Below are 16452 nucleotides of genomic sequence, written 5' to 3'. Positions count from 1 at the left end.
AATCGCCTTCAACCGCGCCATGGTGACTGTCGAATCACTTGGCAGAAGTTCCCGCGTACAAACTCCGGATCCTTGTCCGCGAGCACGTCGGCCTTCACGTTGCCAAAGGTCGTCTGCGGCTTGTGTCGTATACCCTCATAGAAAGTTTCAAGGATATCTTCTTTGAAGTGCGCTGTACGTGGATACCTCGCAACCACGGCCTCGCGCTGCTCCTCGCTGAAGCCCGCGTAATCGATTCCCAGAACATCCATCTCAACGCCAGCCGTTACCAGCGCAACCAGCGGATGCATGTACTGCGGAATTCCCGGAGTCGTGTGCAGCGCAATCGCCGTCCACACATGGTTGATGTCCTCCACAGGGATTCCGTGCTGCTCTAGAAACCTGCGTGCGGCGTTCGCTCCGTCCACCTCGAAGCGGTCGGCTGTGCTGCTGTACGCCGGTACCAAGCCGATGTCGTGAAACATCGCTCCTGCATAAAGCAGATCCGCATCGAATTTCAGGTTGCGCCTCTGCCCTGCAAGGGCGCCGAAATAATACACCCGGCTCGAATGGTTGAAGAGCAGACTCGACTCCGTATCGCGGATAAACTCCGTAATCTCATGTGCAAGCCGACTGTCAGGGATGCTTACTCCTCCAGTGATCAATGCTGTCTGAACCGAAGTGGCCATATCATTTCCTCCTTTGTGTGACATCTCACACCCTCACACTAGGAGCCTTCCGCCGCCTTCGCCACGACATCGTTCCTTCAATTCAGGACATCGCCCTTCGCTTCCACCTGACGTCGAAAGCGGCTCGCATACTCTGCTGCCGTCACCCCCAGCACGCGCACAAAGCCGCGGCGCATCGCATCGGTCGATCGAAACCCGACTGCATCCGCAATCTCTTTGAGTCCATGCGCCGAGCTGTCGATCCTCTGCTGCGCTGCTTCAACCCGCATACGATCCACGAACTGCCCTGGATTCATCCCCGTCTCGCGCAGACACACTCTCGTAAAGTTCCGTGCGCTCATGCCCATGCGGTCGGCGAGCACCTCCACGGTCAGATTCTCCTGCAGATGTTCCAGCATCCATACCTGCAGCTCGCGTAAAGGCTGCGAGGCACCTGCCTGGTGCGAAAGCATGTGGCTGTACTGCGCCTGCCCTCCGGGCCGCACCAGGAACATCACCATCTGCCGTGCGATCTTCAGCGCCATCTGATGACCGTGATCCTCTTCCACCAGCGCAAGCGAAAGATCAATCCCCGCGGTTATTCCCGCCGAGGTGTAGATGTTTCCATCGCGAAGATAGATGGGGTCCGGCGTCACCCTTACCTCGGGATACTCCTTCGCCAGACGCTCGCAGAAGTTCCAGTGGGTGACCGCCCTCCGGCCGTTTAGAAGCCCTGCCTCCGCCAGCACAAAGGCACCTGTGCAGATTGAGGCGATGCGGCGTGCTCGTCCTGTCGCTTCCAAGACCCAGGCGATAAAGACAGGATCGAACTCTCCACTCTCAGCTCCCTCCCCTCCTGCAATCACCAGGGTATCGATCGGTCCCACCACCTCCGCGATAGGAGTGGCTTCACCCAGCACGATACCGCGATGCGTCCTGAGGCTTCTTTCTTGCCCAGGATTCGCGAGCTGAACTTCGTATCCGGGAGCAGTGGAGAAAACCTCCATCGGCCCCATAACGTCAAGGACCTGGACTGGAGGAGGGCCAACGATGACAACCTTTCGCATCCCGATAGTGTAATGAACTATCGGCTTCTTAAATCAAAGGCCGGATCATCTCCGGCCTTTGAAAGTTATATCGGATACGCGTTAGTCGTCGTCGTCGTCCACGTACTTCTTTGCGGCTTTGACAAACGGCCCCGGCATCATCACTTTGTCCTCTCCTGGATAGGGGCGATTCCAGCCCGTCGTCGCGTACCAGGTCACGTGATTGAGGAAGTTCGGATCCACGGAATCGGCTTTCTCGTACTTACCCTTCATGACCTCGGCCGTGGCCTTGAGCCATGCCTTCTGCATCGGAGTGTAGGCTGTGGCCGTGGTCTTTCCGGTTGGAAGCCCCGGCCCCTGGTCGAGCGGCATCACGGCGGCCACATGATCGTAGGGAGTCAGATCCGGCGTGTTCTGAAAGGCGTCGAACATCGGCGATGCGACGAGATCAAACTGGGTAAGAGGCTGCATGCCCAGAATGTTTTCGATGGTGCGGTTGATGTTTTCCGCCGTGTAGGTGGTGTGGATCGCCTTTCCCTGCCCGGGTGCCTGCGGGGTCACGGTATAGGGGCTGATGACATAGACCGGCTGCCGGTGGCCATCGACATGGTCGGCTCCGGCCTGCGAATCGTCTTCCTCGACAAAGATCGCGGACTGGGCCCAGACCTTGCTGTGACTGATCGCCTCCACCATGCGGCCTAATGCAAGATCGTTGTCCGCCTGATAGTTGATTGGATAAGGCAGCCCCTCCTTGGTTCCGGCGGTATGGTCGTCCGGAAGCCACAGGATCGTCAGATTGGGAACCTGGTTTGCAGCATCCATCCGCTCGAAATCCTTAATCCAGTAATCGACACGATATTGGTCGGGAATGGTGAGATTGAAGGGAGGATAGTGGGGATCCATGATCTTTGCAGCGGAAGGGATCGCAGAAGAAACTTTGACGGCGTCATCCGGAACGATGCAGTTCGAGGCTGGAGCTTTTCCTTCCCTGCATAGTGCGGTGTTGTAGAAGTCACTCCAGGTGTAGGCGCTGCCATCTGATTTTTTGGCGATGGTCGTGCCGCTACTCCATTCGCCGTATAGCTTCGCGGTCAGCCCCTTCGCCTCCGCTGCTGTCCACAAGAAGCCTTTGGGCGTGTAGGTCAGAGGGTCTTCTGCACCGCCGCCAGGATAGGAGCGAATCCAATCCGGCGAAAGAATGTCGTTGGAGTAGAACGACCCGGACATCCCGATCCAGGGATGTCCGTCTGCCGATTGCCTGCTGGGAGCATAGACGTTGTCCAGCAGCGGAAAGCGCTGAACCAAGGCATGCTGGTTGGGCACGGCTGACCCGAAGATGGCAAGTGCAGGAGCGCCATTGCCCCAAGGCACATCGCCCAGCATCTGGTCGTAGGTACGGTTCTCCTTGATGATCAGGAAGACGTGCTTGATGAGTGACGGCTCACCGATATGCTTCGGAACCGCTACCGGTGCGGCGTGAGGATCGATGTACTGGGAACCAACCTCGATATTCATCGTCAGGTCCCAGTGATTGTTCTCGAAGACCTGCTTGCTGAACTTTGCCAGTTCGCTCGCATTCGGCTCCGCGATCAGGTTCACGACTCCCATGTCAGCATGGGTGTTGTACCCGATTACACCGCCTTTGTTGCTCGTGATGCCACGCGAACCCAGACCCTTGTCATCGGCCACCACAAGCTGCTTATGCGCCTTGTCATAGGTGATGGAGGTCGGGAAATAGGCCGTGGGGATATAGCCGATGACGGGATTGGCATCGCGTCCCTGGAGATTGACGACAGCCAGAGCATTCGCCTGGCCCAGTGTGACATAGGCCTTTCCGTCGTCGGTTACGGCAACACCATTCGGACCTGAGCCGAAGACGCCACCGGCGATCGGAACGCTGAGCTTGATGGTTCGAGTCACCGTGTTGGTGTGAAGATCGATGATGGACAGGCTGTCGCTGTACGCATTCGCGACATACAGGTTGGATCCGGAGATCACCATTCCTGCCGGATGCAGACCGACGGGGATCGTCTTCACCTCTTTGCCCGCCGTGAGATCGACGACGGAGACTGTGCCGGTGATGGTGAAGGCGTCCTTCCGGTCCACAACAATCGGTGTACCGTCGGAGTAGTTCGTGAAGTCCTCGCTGGTGGCAGGGCGTCCTCCTTCATTGCTCACATAGGCATATTTGCCATGCACCAGCACACTGTTGGGAACGTTGCCGACAGGGATCTGGCCGATAAGCTTCGCGGGAGACGCCGTCAAGTCGATGACGCCAAGTGTGTTCACCACATTGAGAGCGACATAGGCGCGCTTGTTGTCTTCCGAAAATCCGATACCGCCGGGATTGATCGATTTTGCGTTGTGATACGGCCGCCCATCTGCGGGCGGTTCCGGCAGGCTGACTCTCTGCTCGTGAGTTAACAAACCCGTCTTCGGGTTTACATTCGTAACAACGACAAAGTTGTTGTCCTGACTGAAGAGCAGTTTCCTGCCATCCGAGGAGTAAGTAACGCCCGTGAAGGAACCCGTACTGAGCCCTTTAGGAGTGGCTCCCGCCTCGGTCGGGGTAAAGCGCTGAAGAACTTTTCCGGTCAACGTATCGAACACGATGATCGGCTGCGGCGATCCCATCAGCAGCACGGCACCGGTGTGCGTGGCGCGATTCGGATTCAGCGCAATTGCTTTGGCCCGCACAGGCGCGCCCAGTTCAACGATCTTGCCTGCCGGTGTCAGCGTCTGATTATCCGATACAACGATGGACCCGTCTTGCTGAGGACCAACGGTACGATCGGGGCTGTTTACCTGGGAGGTAGCCGTAATTCTTCCAGCCGCGGTCGCTCCCTCGGCAGCATCCTTGGCCGGACCGACGGTGAAGCCCTGATTGCCTGTCTGAGGTGTTCGCGTCTGGGGCGATTGTGTCTGGGCTGAAGCCAACGAGGCCCCTGCAAGCAGGCAACATGAAAGCGAACGAGCGATACCAATCGCAAGCGGATGATTCAAGGGCATAATGAATCCTCTTTTTCTCAACCTATACACGAACTGTTCTAACTCATGATTAACGAAACCATGATCCGGCAAGCCAGGTTCACGTTCACCGGTCTCTCTTCGACCAATCCGAAATCTTCTCGTATCGGACTTCTGCCAAGTAGAATCGTGGATCAAAGCCTAAAGATCAGGCTATTCCGTTTATTTTGCTTCGAAGAATTCTGCATATTTTACCGGGAGGAGAGACCATGACGGCCACTGCAAATACGAAGGAACTGGACCTCACCGCCATTCAGCAGACCCTTCGGGAACAGAAGATCGATGGCTGGCTTTTTTACGATCACCACTACCGCGATCCTCTGGCTTATCGAATTCTGGGGTTGGGTGAGGGCCTGCACGTCACGCGGCGGTGGTTCTACTTCATTCCCGCGGAGGGCGAGCCGAAGAAGCTGGTTCACCGGATCGAGTCGGGCCGACTCGACACTCTCCCCGGCTCAAAATCCGAATACTCGTCATGGCAGGAGCTGGAGGGGCAGGTAGGCGTGCTGACGTCGGGAGCTACGAGAATCGCCATGCAGTATTCTCCGCGTAACGCCATTATGTATGTCTCGATGGTGGATGCAGGCACGGTCGAGATGGTGCGTGCCCTGGGAAAGGAGGTCGTCAGTTCGGCGGATCTTGTGAGCCGGTTTGAGGCAGTGTTGAATGACGATCAGATTGCAACACACTATGTGGCTCAACAGAAGATCGATGCAGTCCTTGAAGCTGGGTGGCAGGAGATTGGACGCAGGGTGCGGTCCGGCGGAACCCATGAGTTCGCGATGGTGGAGTTTCTCTCGGAAGCGATGGGACGCGAGGGCCTGGTGTGGGAGCATGGGCCGAATGTGAGCGTGGGCGCGAACTCGGCGGACTCGCACTATGAGCCGACAGCGGCAAGCTCAAAGCCGATGCGCAAAGGCGATTTCGTGCTGATCGATATATGGGGAAAGCTGAATCGGCCGGACGCCTGCTACTACGACATCACCTGGACGGGTGTGGTAGATCGCGAGCCGACAGAGCGTGAGCGCATGATCTTTGAGACCGTAAGGGATGCCCGCAATGCAGCAATCAAAGTTGTTCGGGATGCGTTTGCGGCGGGTACCCCGATTGCGGGATGGCAGGCCGATGATGCTGCTCGGGGTCTGATCGCAAAGGCCGGATTGGCAGAGTGGTTCACACACAGAACCGGGCATAATATCGGCCCGGTTCTGCATGGAAATGGGGCGAATCTCGACAATCTGGAGACGCATGACGAGAGACTGATTCTTCCGAAAACATGCTTTTCGGTCGAACCGGGCCTTTACTTTCCCGGCGAATTTGGCGTCCGCAGCGAGGTCGATATGATGGCCATGCCGGAACGCGCTGAGGTTACCGGCAGGGTGCAGACGGAGCTCGTGCGGATCTAAAGATCATGCCTCAGCCAATCCAAGCCAGCGTCTTACAGGATGGATGCGGGAGAAGACGAATCTCTCCAGCAGAACGACAACGACCAGCGAGGCGGCCATGGCGGGCAGATAGAGCGCCAGCGCGACGATGGTCCCGACCACCGCCAAGGGCCATCGAGGTTTTGCCATCGGTACGGGAGCCCCCAGGACGCCTGTGCTGCGTCGTCTCCACCACAGGACCACAGCGCTGATGCAGAGCGTGACCAGCCCCATTGCGGTGGTCACGCTGAGAATCTGGTTCGCGATTCCGAAAAGCTGTCCTTCATGCGCTGCAATGCCGACGCCGAGGACGCGATCAATCAGCCGGCGATGGCTGAAGTCTTCCTGCTGCACGATCCGGGTGGAGGCTGGGTCCATCATGACGACCGTTCGCAGCGGACGATTCTGCGCGTCAGACTTCACCGTCCACGGACCACCTGCGGTCATCGGCGGCATGACGAGCACAGGATAGGCAAGATGAAGATTCTGCGCCGCGGGAACGAGCCGATTCAACGCATCGTATCCGGCGGCGTCGGCAACACCGGGCATCATATGGTCCATGCCCAGGTGCCCTGCATGCTCTGCCGGGGCGGCGAGACTGTTGCGGTTCATCGCTTCGCGCTGCGCCACCTCAGAGGAAGTGCCTGTGCTCCAGTCTTGTCTTGCTACGGCAGTTCCAGTGATCTGGCGCACCTTTTTGAAGTAAGTACCCCATCCTTTCGCCCACGGAAGCCCCGTCAGAAGCAGGAAGAGCGCGAAGGCTGAGACCCAGACTCCGGTGACAGCGTGGAGATCTCTCCAGAAGATTCTTCGTCCCTGATGGAGGCTGATCCACAGCACTCCGGCCAGCTTCCGCGATTGGCGGGGCCACCAAAGATAGAGGCCGCTGACGAGGAGGACGATGCCCCAGGACGCAGCAAGCTCGACGAGATGCGATCCCCAGTCGCCTGCCATCAGCTCTCCGTGGAGCCGGAAGATAATTTGCATGGGACGGTCTTCTTCGTTGATGACTTTTAGAGGTTTGAGAGTGACGGGGTTCATGTAAACCCGATACTCGTCTTTGCCAACCCCAACGATGACCCGAACGGCACCGTGTTCCGACGTGGGTAGCTCATAGGAATGCAGCGTAGACCTCGGCACTGCGCTGACTGCGGCGCGCGCAATCTGCGCGGGCGTGGCCCGCGACGCACTCAGCGCAAGATGATCGTAAGGGCGGTCGAGCCATCGCTCGATCTGGGGCTTGAAGACATAAATAGAACCGGTGCAAGCCAGCCAGATGACCAGCGGGATGCAAAAGACCCCCGCGTAGAAATGCCATCTCCAGACTGCGCGATAGAGCCGGCGCGACTGTTCGCCACTGCTCAGCAGATTCGCTTTGGAATCCATATTCCTCTCCGTTGATTGAGCGGTTTTATGAAAAACCGCTGATCCGTGCCAGATCGGACAGGTCAATATGAGTTGTCCTGCGATGCGCAGGCACTTCTCAGTCGACTGACCGACTTTCTCTAGCTATGGAGCAGGAACGGAGGGCCGCGCTTCTGGCGGGCGCGATCGCGTGATATGCGTAACTTCGATTCTGTCTGTGCGTGGCCCGTCGGATGGCTGACCAGCTCAGCAAAGATCGACGGGGCTGCAATCATCGCGAGGGTACTAGATGGGGACGTCGTTGTCCGGGCAGGGTAATACGGGCAACGCTCAAGAGGAGCCTGCCAGGCAGGAGCATGATCAGCCAGAAATCCACCGTTGCGCATGGTCATCGAGCAATGATGTTTGCCATTGCGGCGGCAGCATGCAGGCAGACTCGCCTCACTCAGCGCGCCAGAGGCGACGAGCGGTGCAAACAGAGGCATTCCAAAGATTGCCATCAGCGCAATGGCGAGAACTTTTCGCAATATATCCATTCAAGCACCCGCATACCCGGCGAGGCAAACTGGCCCATTTTGGGGTGGAGATAGAATCTCCACCGCCGCACAACGTAACTGGTATCATCATGGGTGATGACGACGAACGTTCAGGGACAGGCCCGGCCTGCGCAGAAGATCACCTCTCTGCCTCCGGCTCTTATTCTTATTGCAGGCTGGCTGATTCCAGGCGCAGGGCACTTCCTGCTGAAGAAGTGGATTCGCGGGACCCTTCTCCTGATCTCGATTCTTGCAATGTTCTTCATTGGGATCGCTCTGAAGGGCAAGGTCTATGGGCCGAATACGGCAGAGCTGCTGGATATGCTGAACTTTGCCGGTGACCTGGGCAACGGATTGCTGTATGTTGCAGCACGGGTCTTCGATCTGGGACAGGCTGCGGAGCAGATTGCGATTGCGGACTACGGTACAAAGTTCATCGTCGTTGCGGGTCTTCTGAACATCATCTCCGCCGTGGATGCACACTCGCTGGCAATCGGAAGGAAGGCATCGTGACCATCACGCATTTTTCTGCGGTGCTGCTCTTTTCGTTGTTTACGTCGATCGTCTTCGGAATCACCCAGCGCTCGGACCCAAAGATGATGATCCGATTCGGAGCCTTCTGCTTCGTTCTCTTCGTCGGTGGAACCGTCATCGCAAGCTGGCTAATGTGGCTGATCAAGCACTAGGAACAGCGAGTCAGATCTTTGAAAGTCGCTCGATATAGGCCGCGAGTACATCGCGGCAGAGCGTGTAGTTTACAAACTTTCCTTCCTTCTTCGACTCAATCAGGCCTGCGTTTTCAAGCTCCTTCATGTGATGGGAAAGTGTGGCAGGCGTGACGGGGATGCAGTCGCGGATGTCGCCGCAGGCGCAGTTGTTCGCTTCGGACTGGCCGAGCTTCTCGACAATTTGATAGCGATGCGGATCAGACAGTGCACGGGTGATGAGATGAAACTGCCGATCGGTCAGCGAGATGCGTTTTTCTGTCACGTAACTACTTTATCGGATGAATCGTCACTGTATCTTGCCCGAAGCACACTGGACGCCGCAGGCAAAATCCAGGGGATCCTTTGCGTTGCTCAGGATACGTCCAATGGTTATTGCGTGGGGAAAATGCCGAAATGCCCTTGCAAAATTCAGGGGCGCATCCTTCTGGATGCGCCCCTAATTCTGCACTCGAAGAATCTTACGATTCCTGCCCCTCTTCGCCTGCAGGAGGATTCTGCTCTTCCAGCTGCTTCTGCAGCTCTTCACGGCGTTTTGCGCGAGCATCTGCACGCTTCTGAGCCTTCTCGTTCAGCTCCTGCTCAGCACCGAGAAGCTCGATGAAGGCCATCTCAGCAGCATCGCCTTTACGAGCCCCTGTGCGGGTGATGCGGGTGTAACCGCCATTGCGTGCGCCGTAGCGAGGTGCGACTACATTGAAGAGGCGATCGACCGAGGCCGGTGTCAGTAGATATGCGGCGGCCTGGCGACGGGCGTGAACATCGCCACGCTTGCCAAGAGTAATCATGCGCTCAACGAGAGGCTTGGATGCCTTGGCCTTGGTAATCGTCGTCTCGATACGATCCGTCAGGATGATGGAGGTGACGAGGTTACGCAGCGTAGCGCGGCGATGGCTGGTGTTACGTCCTAATTTAAATCCTGCATTGCGGTGGCGCATGATGATCTCCTTCGGTTTGAGCTTCTGCCCTGAACCGGTCTGTTGAGTTGAGGATGGGAGCAGGGCATGATTCCCTGCTCCCATCGGAGTTTATTTAGAACTGATCGGTTTCGGCGGGGAGGTTGAGGTCGTCTTCTTCATCCTCGTCCTCATCGTCGAAGTGGCCGAAGCTGGCGGCGAGAGTGGCTGCTGGAAGAACCGAGGTTGGTCCGGGCTGCGGGTTGCCGTTCTCGTCGATCTTCATGCCGAGCGAAAGACCCATCTGAGCAAGGATCTCCTTGATCTCGTTCAGGGACTTGCGGCCGAAGTTCTTGGTCTTCAGCATCTCGGCCTCAGTCTTCTGGATCAGCTCACCGATGGTCGCGATGTTGGCATTCTTCAGGCAGTTGTAGCTGCGAACCGAGAGCTCGAGCTCCTCGACGGAGCGGTTGAGATTCTCATTGCGGATGGCGGGGCCGTCGTGGACTCCATCGTGACCGGTCTCCAACTCCTCTTCGAAGTTGATGAAGATGGTCATGTGGTCCTTGAGCAACTTCGCTGCGAGACCGAGAGAATCAGCCGGAGAGACGGTGCCGTTCGTCCAGATCTCGAGCGTGAGCTTGTCATAGTCGGTAATCTGACCGAGACGAGCAGCCTCGACGAGATAGTTGACCTTACGGACCGGGGAGTGGACGCTATCGACGGGAATGAAGCCAAGTCCGAGATCGGCGTCGAAGTTCTTGTCAGCCGAGACGTAGCCGCGGCCGCGCTTGAGACGCATCTCCATGTCGATCTTGCCGCCTTCGGAGACCGTGCAGATGTAGACGTCCTTGTCGAGAATCTCGACATCGCCGTCGGCCTCGATGGAACCGGAGGTGACGATACCGGCAGCGTCGGAGCGCAGGTAGAGAGCCTTGGGGCCCTCGCCGTTGAGCTTGAACGGAATCTGCTTGAGGTTGAGGATGATGTCGGTCGCGTCCTCAACGACGCCGGCGATGGACTGGAACTCGTGCAGCACGCCCTCGATGCGGACCGCCGTTACGGCAGCTCCCTCGATGGACGAGAGCAGGGTGCGACGGAGTGCGTTGCCGATGGTGGTGCCGAAACCACGCTCAAAGGGCTGCGCGCTGAACTTGCCGTACTTTTCGGTGAGAGACTCGCTGTCGACTGCGAGGCGCTTGGGCTTCTGGAATCCTCTCCAAAGCATGTGTTTTCTCCTTTGCCGTCCTGGCCGCGAAGCACTTTGCGGACCGGCGGGTGATGCGGTTGGCGTATTCGGTTGTGGTGTCGTTGTGACCTGTAGGTCACAACGTTTGCCGCGAGTCTCCCCGTGTGGAGTGACTCGCGGCGAAGCCTGATTACTTGCTGTAAAGTTCGACGATCAGCTGCTCGTTGACCGGGAGCTGGATATCTTCGCGCTTCGGCAGAGAGAGAACCTTGCCGGAAAGGTTGTCGCGGTTGATATCGAGCCAGGTGACGGAGCGCTGCCCGCTGGCGAAGTTCTTGGCATCCTCAAGAATGGTGATGGACTTCGATCCCTCACGGATCGCGATCTCATCACCCACCTTGCACTGGAAGGACGGGATGTTTACCTTGCGGCCGTTGACCTGAACGTGGCCGTGACGGACGAGCTGACGGGCCTGGCGGCGGCTCTGCGCGAAGCCGAGACGGTAAGCCACGTTATCCAGACGGGTCTCGAGCTGCTGCAGGAGCAGTTCGCCGGTGACGCCAGTCTTGTTGGAGGCCTTCTCGTAGTAGGCGCGGAACTGGCCCTCGAGCGTGAAGTAGATACGCTTGGCCTTCTGCTTTTCGCGCAGCTGCAGACCGTAGCCGACGACCTTCTTCTGCTTCTTGGACTGGCCATGCTGTCCTGGGGGGAAATTGCGCTTCTCAACGGGGCACTTCTCGGTGAAGCACTTGGCTCCCTTGAGGAAGAGTTTGGTACCGTCGCGGCGGCAGAGGCGGCAGACGGGTCCGGTATAACGTGCCATAACTTACTTATCTCCTGACTTCGGGTGTCGATCGCTTTACACGCTGACAGCGCTTCATCACGATCCGGTTAGGTTGTTTGTTCTCCGTGGTCAGTTCACAGTCACGGATGTGACTGTGAACTGACACCCGAGAACTGTGATTACACGCGGCGACGCTTGGGAGGACGGCAGCCATTGTGCGGGATCGGCGTAACGTCGCGGATCGAGCGAACCTCGATACCGGCTGAGGCCAGCGCACGAATAGCCGACTCACGGCCCGAACCGGGACCAGCGACGCGGACATCGACCGAACGGAGACCGTGCTCACGGGCGGCGTTGGCAGCGCCAACAGCAGCCTGCTGCGCGGCGAACGGGGTTCCCTTACGCGAACCGCGGAAGCCGAGCGAGCCCGAGCTCTTCCAGCTGAGCGTGTTGCCCGTCTGGTCGGTAATGGTAACGATGGTGTTGTTGAACGAAGCCTGGATGAAGACCAGACCAAACGGAACGTTCTTCCGCTCGCGCTTTTTGAACTTCTTATTCTTGCCAGCCTTGCCGGCAGCCTTCTGCTGAGTCTTTGCCATGGCTTATTTGGTCGCTTTCTTCTTACCAGCGACAGTGCCCTTGCGCGGGCCCTTGCGGGTACGAGCGTTGGTGTGGGTGCGCTGACCGCGTACAGGAAGCGAACGGCGGTGGCGGAGACCACGGTAAGACTGGATTTCGATCAGGCGCTTGATGTTGAGGCTGACCTCTTTGCGTAGGTCGCCTTCGATCTGGCCTTCCTGCTCGATGACGTGACGGATGCGGTTCAGCTGGTCCTCGTCGAGCGAAGCGATCTTGGCGAAGGGATCGATGTCAGCCTTCGCGAGGATCTTCGCAGCGCGCGAGTTGCCGATGCCGTAGATGTAGGTGAGTCCGATGCGTACCTGCTTATTGTTCGGTACGTCGACTCCAGAGATACGTGCCATTGGCGTCCTTATCTTTGGGGCTCCGGAAGCGTCGCCACGGAGCAGGGTGAGTGGTTGTGGCAATGTCCGCGGGGTTCAACGCACGCCTTGACTTCGGCGAACTAGCCCGGCGGGGCCGGTGGAGAGGCGAAACCTTCCGCCTCGGGTAACTGACTTATCCCTGACGCTGCTTGTGCTTGGCGTTCTCGCAGATAACGCGAACGACGCCACGGCGATGGATCACCTTGCACTTGTCACAGATCTTCTTTACAGAAGCACGAACCTTCATCTCTTCTCCTAAAACAGCCATTAGCTTTCAGCCACCAGCTCAGGAGCTGATGCCAAGGCTACTAGCCTGATTGCCTGGGTCTGAATCGTTTCCAGCTAGCAGCGCGAAGCTAAAAGCCAGAAGCAGCCTCGTCTACTTATAGCGATAGACGATGCGGCCACGGTTGAGATCGTACGGGCTGAGTTCAATAGCAACCCGGTCACCGGGAAGAATGCGAATGAAGTTCTTACGCATGCGTCCGGAGACGTGCGCCAAAGCCTGATGCTTGTTTTCAAGCTCGACGCGGAACATGGCGTTCGGCAGGGTCTCGACGACCGTGGCCATTACTTCAATTGCATCTTCCTTCGACAAACGATCTCCTTTGGGAAAGGTCGTTTCCGACACTCTCCTCAGTTGTTTCGGTCAGTACCAGAGCCCATAAGACGATTCCCGCAAACGAGAATCACAGACCTGCGGCATAATGCACACAGCATTTCTTATAATAACCCACTTTTTCCCGAATTCCCACTGTATGCCGGCTTTCGCAGCGATTTCGCCAGAAATGCCAGCTTAGCGGGTGAGAACCACTGGGCCTTCCTTGGTCACGGCAACGGTGTGCTCAAAGTGAGCACTATAGCTGCCGTCGACGGTCACGGCAGTCCAGCCGTCGGCCAGAACCCGGACCTCGGGGGCTCCAGCGTTGATCATGGGCTCGATCGCAAGCACCATACCTGGCTTCAGCCGAAGTCCCTTGCCGCGGGTGCCGAAATTTGGCACCTGAGGATCCTCATGCATGCTGCGGCCGATGCCGTGTCCCACAAACTCACGAACCACGCCGAACCCCTCGGCCTCGCAGAGCTCCTGCACGGTGGCGGAGATGTCAAAGAGCCGCCCTCCGACCTGACACTGCTCGATCGCTGCCTCAAGCGAAGCCTGGGTGACGTCGAGTAGCTTCTGAATCTTCGGGTCAACTTTTCCGACGGCGTAGGTCACGGCCGCGTCGGAGTAATAGCCATCGATGATGACGCCGCAGTCAATTGAGAGGATGTCGCCTTCCTTCAGGACGCGCTTCTTGTTGGGCATCCCATGCACCACCTCCTCGTTGACCGACGTACAGAGCGCAAAGGGATAGCCGTGATAACCCTTGAAGGCTGCCTTTCCGCCGAGTTCAGCGATGCGAGCGATCGCGATCTCCTCGAGGTCCATCGTGGTCGCACCCGCGACGACGTGAGGCGCAAGCGTGTCATGCACCCTGCGAAGAGCGATGCCGGAGATGCGCATCTTCTCGATCTCCTGCGGCGTCTTGAGCATGATCGCCATGGCCCCTACTCCCCTGCCTGACGCAAATGCCGAAGGGCCGCCTCGATGGACGCGGTGACCTCCTCAACAGCGCGGGAGCCATCGACCTCACGGAAACGACCCTGGCGGCTGTAATGCTCGATCACCGGAGCGGTCAGGGAGTTATAAGCCTTCATCCGCTCGGTAAACGCCTGCTCGGTGTCGTCGGAGCGATGCTGCAGCGGGCTGCCTTCGTTATCGCAGAAGCCCTCTTTCCTAGGAGGCTTGGAGTGAATGTTGTAGATGGTCTTGCAGACCGGGCAGATCCTCCGGCCCGTGATGCGACGCAGCAACTCCTGCTCATCCACCTTGATGCTGATGGCTACGAGTGGAAGGGAAACAGCACCAGCATCCTCTTCGAGCGAGATGAGATGTGAATCCAGCCACTCCGCCTGGCCCAGCGTCCGGGGATACCCGTCGAGGATATATCCGCGTCGGACATCAGGCTGTGTAAGACGCGATCCCACCATGCCGTTGACCAGCTCATCCGGAACGAGTTGACCCTGATCCATCAGGGACTTCGCTGCTCTTCCCAGCTCCGTGCCGCGCGCGATGTTGTCGCGGAGGATATCTCCGGTCGAGATCTGCGGAATACCGAAGTCGCCCATGAGGCGCTGCGCCTGGGTTCCTTTGCCGACTCCGGGAGCCCCCAGAAGAAGAATCGGCCCGGGCAGAAGACGATTGTCTGCCGGGGCCGAAGAGTGTGCAGATTCAGAGGTCAATGTTTCCAATTCCTACCAGCTCTTGCGGCCACGGATACGGCCGCTCTTGGGGGTAAAGCCGTCGTAATGACGCATGATGAGCTGCGATTCGATCTGCTGAACCGTATCCATCGCCACGCCGACGACGATCAGAAGGCTTGTGCCACCGAAATAGAAGGTCACGCCGAGGCCGTTTGTCATCCAGGCTGGGAGCTTGTCGAAGATGGGCCCAATCAGCCACAGGTGGTTGAAGTGGATTCCGCTGATGATCATCTGGGGAATCATGACGATAATGACCAGGTAGATGGAGCCTACCAGGGTGATGCGCGTCAGCACGTCATTGACAAAATCCGCGGTCCGCTTGCCTGGGCGGATGCCGGGAATGAAGCCGCCGTACTTCCTCATATTGTCGGCGATATCGTCAGGGCGAAAGACGATCGAGATGTAGAAGTAGGCGAAGAAGACGATCGCCACCATGAAAACCAGTTCGTAGAACGGCTCGCCGGGCGAGATGTACTGGAACAGCGGTCCAAGGATCTTTGTATCGCGCAGAGGAGCACTGCCAAAAAAGCTCATGCCCGCAAAGAGCAGAGGGGCAGAAAGGATGGAGCTGGCAAAGATGACCGGCATGACGCCACCGGAGTTCACCTTGAGCGGCAGATGCGTGGACTGACCACCCATCATGCGACGACCGACGATACGTTTGGCATACTGTACGGGAATGCGGCGCTCCGCCTTCTCGACGTAGACGATGAAGGCGACTACCGCAAGCATGCCTGCAATAAGAATGGCGATGGCGACTGGAGTAAAAGCTCCCCAGGCGCTGGTCTGAACCTTGTCGTAGAGCTCGGCCACGCCCGTGGGAACACCTACCACGATTCCGGCAAAGATCAGCAGAGACATGCCGTTGCCGATACCGCGCTCGGTGATCTGCTCACCCAGCCACATGATGAATGTCGTACCGGCCGTGAGCGTGAGAACGCAGAGAGGAATAAAGACTCCGCGTGGAATGGTCACCATCGAAGACCCGGTCGAGGTGTTGGTCAGGGTAAGGGCGATCGTAAACGACTGCACCACACCGAGCAGAACCGTTACATAGCGCGTCCACTGGGTGATCTTGCGACGTCCGAGCTCCCCTTCCTTCTGCAGCTTCGCCAGCGGCTCATAGATAACCGTAAGCAGCTGGAAGATAATCGACGCCGTGATGTAAGGCATGATGCCGAGGGCGAAGATCGTCAGCTTGCGAAGGTTGCCGCCGGAGAAGAGATCGACAAGACCGAGGGCTGAGCCGGAGTTCTGATTGAAAAACTCGGCGAGCATCTGTCCATTGATACCCGGGGTGGGAATGTGGGATCCAAGACGATAGACCGCCATCAGGGCCAGCGTGAACAAAACGCGCTTACGAAGGTCCGGGATGCGGAAGATGTTTGCGAACTTGTCGAACATCGGAGAGGGGTACCTCAAGAGGTGAAACAGATAACCGGAGTGAGACAGCGGAGCGAGGGATCTGAATCCCTCGCCGCTCTCATTCTACATACTCCACG

The 16452-nt window shown here is 57.9% G+C and carries 19 protein-coding genes; 3 read left to right on the top strand and 16 right to left on the bottom strand.

Annotated features, from left to right (window positions below; genetic code table 11):
- Positions 1 to 8 precede the first annotated feature (8 nt).
- The 3 genes from GWR55_RS18740 to GWR55_RS18730 all read right to left on the bottom strand — a co-directional run bounded on the left by GWR55_RS18740 (position 9) and on the right by GWR55_RS18730 (position 4702).
- Complete coding sequence (locus GWR55_RS18740; RefSeq protein WP_162403609.1) at positions 9 to 668, bottom strand: HD domain-containing protein; 660 nt, start codon at positions 666 to 668, stop codon at positions 9 to 11.
- A 77-nt stretch (positions 669 to 745) separates the two neighbouring features.
- A complete protein-coding gene (locus GWR55_RS18735; RefSeq protein ID WP_162403608.1) occupies positions 746 to 1714 on the bottom strand; it encodes a GlxA family transcriptional regulator in 969 nt (322 codons plus the stop codon).
- 81 nt (positions 1715 to 1795) lie between these two features.
- Positions 1796 to 4702: a bifunctional YncE family protein/alkaline phosphatase family protein gene (locus GWR55_RS18730; protein ID WP_162403607.1), complete on the bottom strand. Its 2907-nt coding sequence runs from the start codon at positions 4700 to 4702 to the stop codon at positions 1796 to 1798.
- Between the two features lie 227 nt (positions 4703 to 4929).
- Between GWR55_RS18730 and GWR55_RS18725 the strand changes: the two genes are divergently transcribed.
- The gene (locus GWR55_RS18725) at positions 4930 to 6126 is read left to right on the top strand and encodes a Xaa-Pro peptidase family protein (RefSeq protein ID WP_162403606.1); all 1197 of its coding nucleotides are present in this window, start codon (positions 4930 to 4932) and stop codon (positions 6124 to 6126) included.
- A gap of 3 nt (positions 6127 to 6129) precedes the next feature.
- On the opposite strand, the gene GWR55_RS18720 is transcribed toward GWR55_RS18725, so the two are convergent.
- Together GWR55_RS18720 and GWR55_RS18715 are read right to left on the bottom strand one after the other, a co-directional pair.
- Positions 6130 to 7530 (bottom strand): PepSY domain-containing protein, encoded by a 1401-nt coding sequence (locus tag GWR55_RS18720; protein ID WP_162403605.1) that lies wholly within the window; start codon positions 7528 to 7530, stop codon positions 6130 to 6132.
- 119 nt (positions 7531 to 7649) lie between these two features.
- Complete coding sequence (locus GWR55_RS18715) at positions 7650 to 8036, bottom strand: hypothetical protein (RefSeq protein WP_162403604.1); 387 nt, start codon at positions 8034 to 8036, stop codon at positions 7650 to 7652.
- Between the two features lie 105 nt (positions 8037 to 8141).
- Here GWR55_RS18715 and GWR55_RS18710 point away from each other — a divergent pair, with 105 nt between their 5' ends.
- Both GWR55_RS18710 and GWR55_RS19155 read left to right on the top strand, forming a co-directional pair.
- On the top strand, positions 8142 to 8558 hold the full coding sequence (locus tag GWR55_RS18710) for a DUF6677 family protein (RefSeq protein WP_162403603.1): 417 nt from the start codon (positions 8142 to 8144) through the stop codon (positions 8556 to 8558).
- The gene (locus tag GWR55_RS19155; RefSeq protein ID WP_202925545.1) at positions 8555 to 8731 is read left to right on the top strand and encodes a hypothetical protein; all 177 of its coding nucleotides are present in this window, start codon (positions 8555 to 8557) and stop codon (positions 8729 to 8731) included. Before GWR55_RS18710 ends, GWR55_RS19155 begins: the two co-directional genes overlap by 4 nt.
- 10 nt (positions 8732 to 8741) lie before the next feature.
- On the opposite strand, the gene GWR55_RS18705 is transcribed toward GWR55_RS19155, so the two are convergent.
- From GWR55_RS18705 to secY, 11 genes are all read right to left on the bottom strand, one after another.
- Positions 8742 to 9035, bottom strand: a complete 294-nt coding sequence (locus GWR55_RS18705; protein ID WP_162403602.1) for a helix-turn-helix transcriptional regulator — start codon at positions 9033 to 9035, stop codon at positions 8742 to 8744.
- 196 nt (positions 9036 to 9231) lie between these two features.
- Positions 9232 to 9708, bottom strand: a complete 477-nt coding sequence (gene rplQ / locus GWR55_RS18700; protein WP_162403601.1) for a 50S ribosomal protein L17 — start codon at positions 9706 to 9708, stop codon at positions 9232 to 9234.
- 94 nt (positions 9709 to 9802) lie between these two features.
- Entirely contained in the window at positions 9803 to 10894 is a 1092-nt protein-coding gene (locus GWR55_RS18695) for a DNA-directed RNA polymerase subunit alpha (RefSeq protein ID WP_162403600.1), read from the bottom strand.
- A gap of 151 nt (positions 10895 to 11045) precedes the next feature.
- On the bottom strand, positions 11046 to 11678 hold the full coding sequence (rpsD, locus tag GWR55_RS18690; protein WP_162403599.1) for a 30S ribosomal protein S4: 633 nt from the start codon (positions 11676 to 11678) through the stop codon (positions 11046 to 11048).
- Between the two features lie 140 nt (positions 11679 to 11818).
- Positions 11819 to 12238, bottom strand: coding sequence for a 30S ribosomal protein S11 (gene rpsK, locus GWR55_RS18685; protein ID WP_162403598.1), 420 nt, complete (start codon positions 12236 to 12238; stop codon positions 11819 to 11821).
- A 3-nt stretch (positions 12239 to 12241) separates the two neighbouring features.
- Entirely contained in the window at positions 12242 to 12622 is a 381-nt protein-coding gene (gene rpsM / locus GWR55_RS18680) for a 30S ribosomal protein S13 (RefSeq protein ID WP_162403597.1), read from the bottom strand.
- A gap of 154 nt (positions 12623 to 12776) precedes the next feature.
- Complete coding sequence (gene rpmJ / locus GWR55_RS18675; RefSeq protein WP_013581269.1) at positions 12777 to 12890, bottom strand: 50S ribosomal protein L36; 114 nt, start codon at positions 12888 to 12890, stop codon at positions 12777 to 12779.
- 132 nt (positions 12891 to 13022) lie between these two features.
- Positions 13023 to 13214, bottom strand: a complete 192-nt coding sequence (gene infA / locus GWR55_RS18670; protein ID WP_238398796.1) for a translation initiation factor IF-1 — start codon at positions 13212 to 13214, stop codon at positions 13023 to 13025.
- 225 nt (positions 13215 to 13439) lie between these two features.
- Positions 13440 to 14189 carry a type I methionyl aminopeptidase gene (gene map, locus GWR55_RS18665; RefSeq protein ID WP_162403596.1) on the bottom strand — a complete coding sequence of 250 codons (750 nt, stop codon included), beginning with the start codon at positions 14187 to 14189 and terminating at the stop codon, positions 13440 to 13442.
- A 5-nt stretch (positions 14190 to 14194) separates the two neighbouring features.
- Positions 14195 to 14929: an adenylate kinase gene (locus GWR55_RS18660; protein WP_162403595.1), complete on the bottom strand. Its 735-nt coding sequence runs from the start codon at positions 14927 to 14929 to the stop codon at positions 14195 to 14197.
- A gap of 12 nt (positions 14930 to 14941) precedes the next feature.
- The gene (secY, locus tag GWR55_RS18655; RefSeq protein WP_162403594.1) at positions 14942 to 16354 is read right to left on the bottom strand and encodes a preprotein translocase subunit SecY; all 1413 of its coding nucleotides are present in this window, start codon (positions 16352 to 16354) and stop codon (positions 14942 to 14944) included.
- Between the last annotated feature and the right edge of the window lie 98 nt (positions 16355 to 16452).

The sequence above is a fragment of the Edaphobacter sp. 12200R-103 genome (genome assembly GCF_010093025.1).
Lineage (GTDB): Bacteria > Acidobacteriota > Terriglobia > Terriglobales > Acidobacteriaceae > Edaphobacter.
This window is presented reverse-complemented; position numbering and strand designations above follow the sequence as displayed.

Excerpts from the sequence above, each read along its gene's own strand:
- GWR55_RS18740 (WP_162403609.1), bottom strand. The coding sequence starts at position 668 with ATGGCCACTTCGGTTCAGACAGCATTGATCACTGGAGGAGTAAGCATC.
- GWR55_RS18735 (WP_162403608.1), bottom strand. The coding sequence starts at position 1,714 with ATGCGAAAGGTTGTCATCGTTGGCCCTCCTCCAGTCCAGGTCCTTGAC.
- GWR55_RS18730 (WP_162403607.1), bottom strand. The coding sequence starts at position 4,702 with ATGCCCTTGAATCATCCGCTTGCGATTGGTATCGCTCGTTCGCTTTCA.
- GWR55_RS18725 (WP_162403606.1), top strand. The coding sequence starts at position 4,930 with ATGACGGCCACTGCAAATACGAAGGAACTGGACCTCACCGCCATTCAG.
- GWR55_RS18720 (WP_162403605.1), bottom strand. The coding sequence starts at position 7,530 with ATGGATTCCAAAGCGAATCTGCTGAGCAGTGGCGAACAGTCGCGCCGG.
- GWR55_RS18710 (WP_162403603.1), top strand. The coding sequence starts at position 8,142 with ATGACGACGAACGTTCAGGGACAGGCCCGGCCTGCGCAGAAGATCACC.
- rplQ (WP_162403601.1), bottom strand. The coding sequence starts at position 9,708 with ATGCGCCACCGCAATGCAGGATTTAAATTAGGACGTAACACCAGCCAT.
- GWR55_RS18695 (WP_162403600.1), bottom strand. The coding sequence starts at position 10,894 with ATGCTTTGGAGAGGATTCCAGAAGCCCAAGCGCCTCGCAGTCGACAGC.
- rpsD (WP_162403599.1), bottom strand. The coding sequence starts at position 11,678 with ATGGCACGTTATACCGGACCCGTCTGCCGCCTCTGCCGCCGCGACGGT.
- rpsK (WP_162403598.1), bottom strand. The coding sequence starts at position 12,238 with ATGGCAAAGACTCAGCAGAAGGCTGCCGGCAAGGCTGGCAAGAATAAG.
- rpsM (WP_162403597.1), bottom strand. The coding sequence starts at position 12,622 with ATGGCACGTATCTCTGGAGTCGACGTACCGAACAATAAGCAGGTACGC.
- rpmJ (WP_013581269.1), bottom strand. The coding sequence starts at position 12,890 with ATGAAGGTTCGTGCTTCTGTAAAGAAGATCTGTGACAAGTGCAAGGTG.
- infA (WP_238398796.1), bottom strand. The coding sequence starts at position 13,214 with ATGGCCACGGTCGTCGAGACCCTGCCGAACGCCATGTTCCGCGTCGAG.
- map (WP_162403596.1), bottom strand. The coding sequence starts at position 14,189 with ATGGCGATCATGCTCAAGACGCCGCAGGAGATCGAGAAGATGCGCATC.
- secY (WP_162403594.1), bottom strand. The coding sequence starts at position 16,354 with ATGTTCGACAAGTTCGCAAACATCTTCCGCATCCCGGACCTTCGTAAG.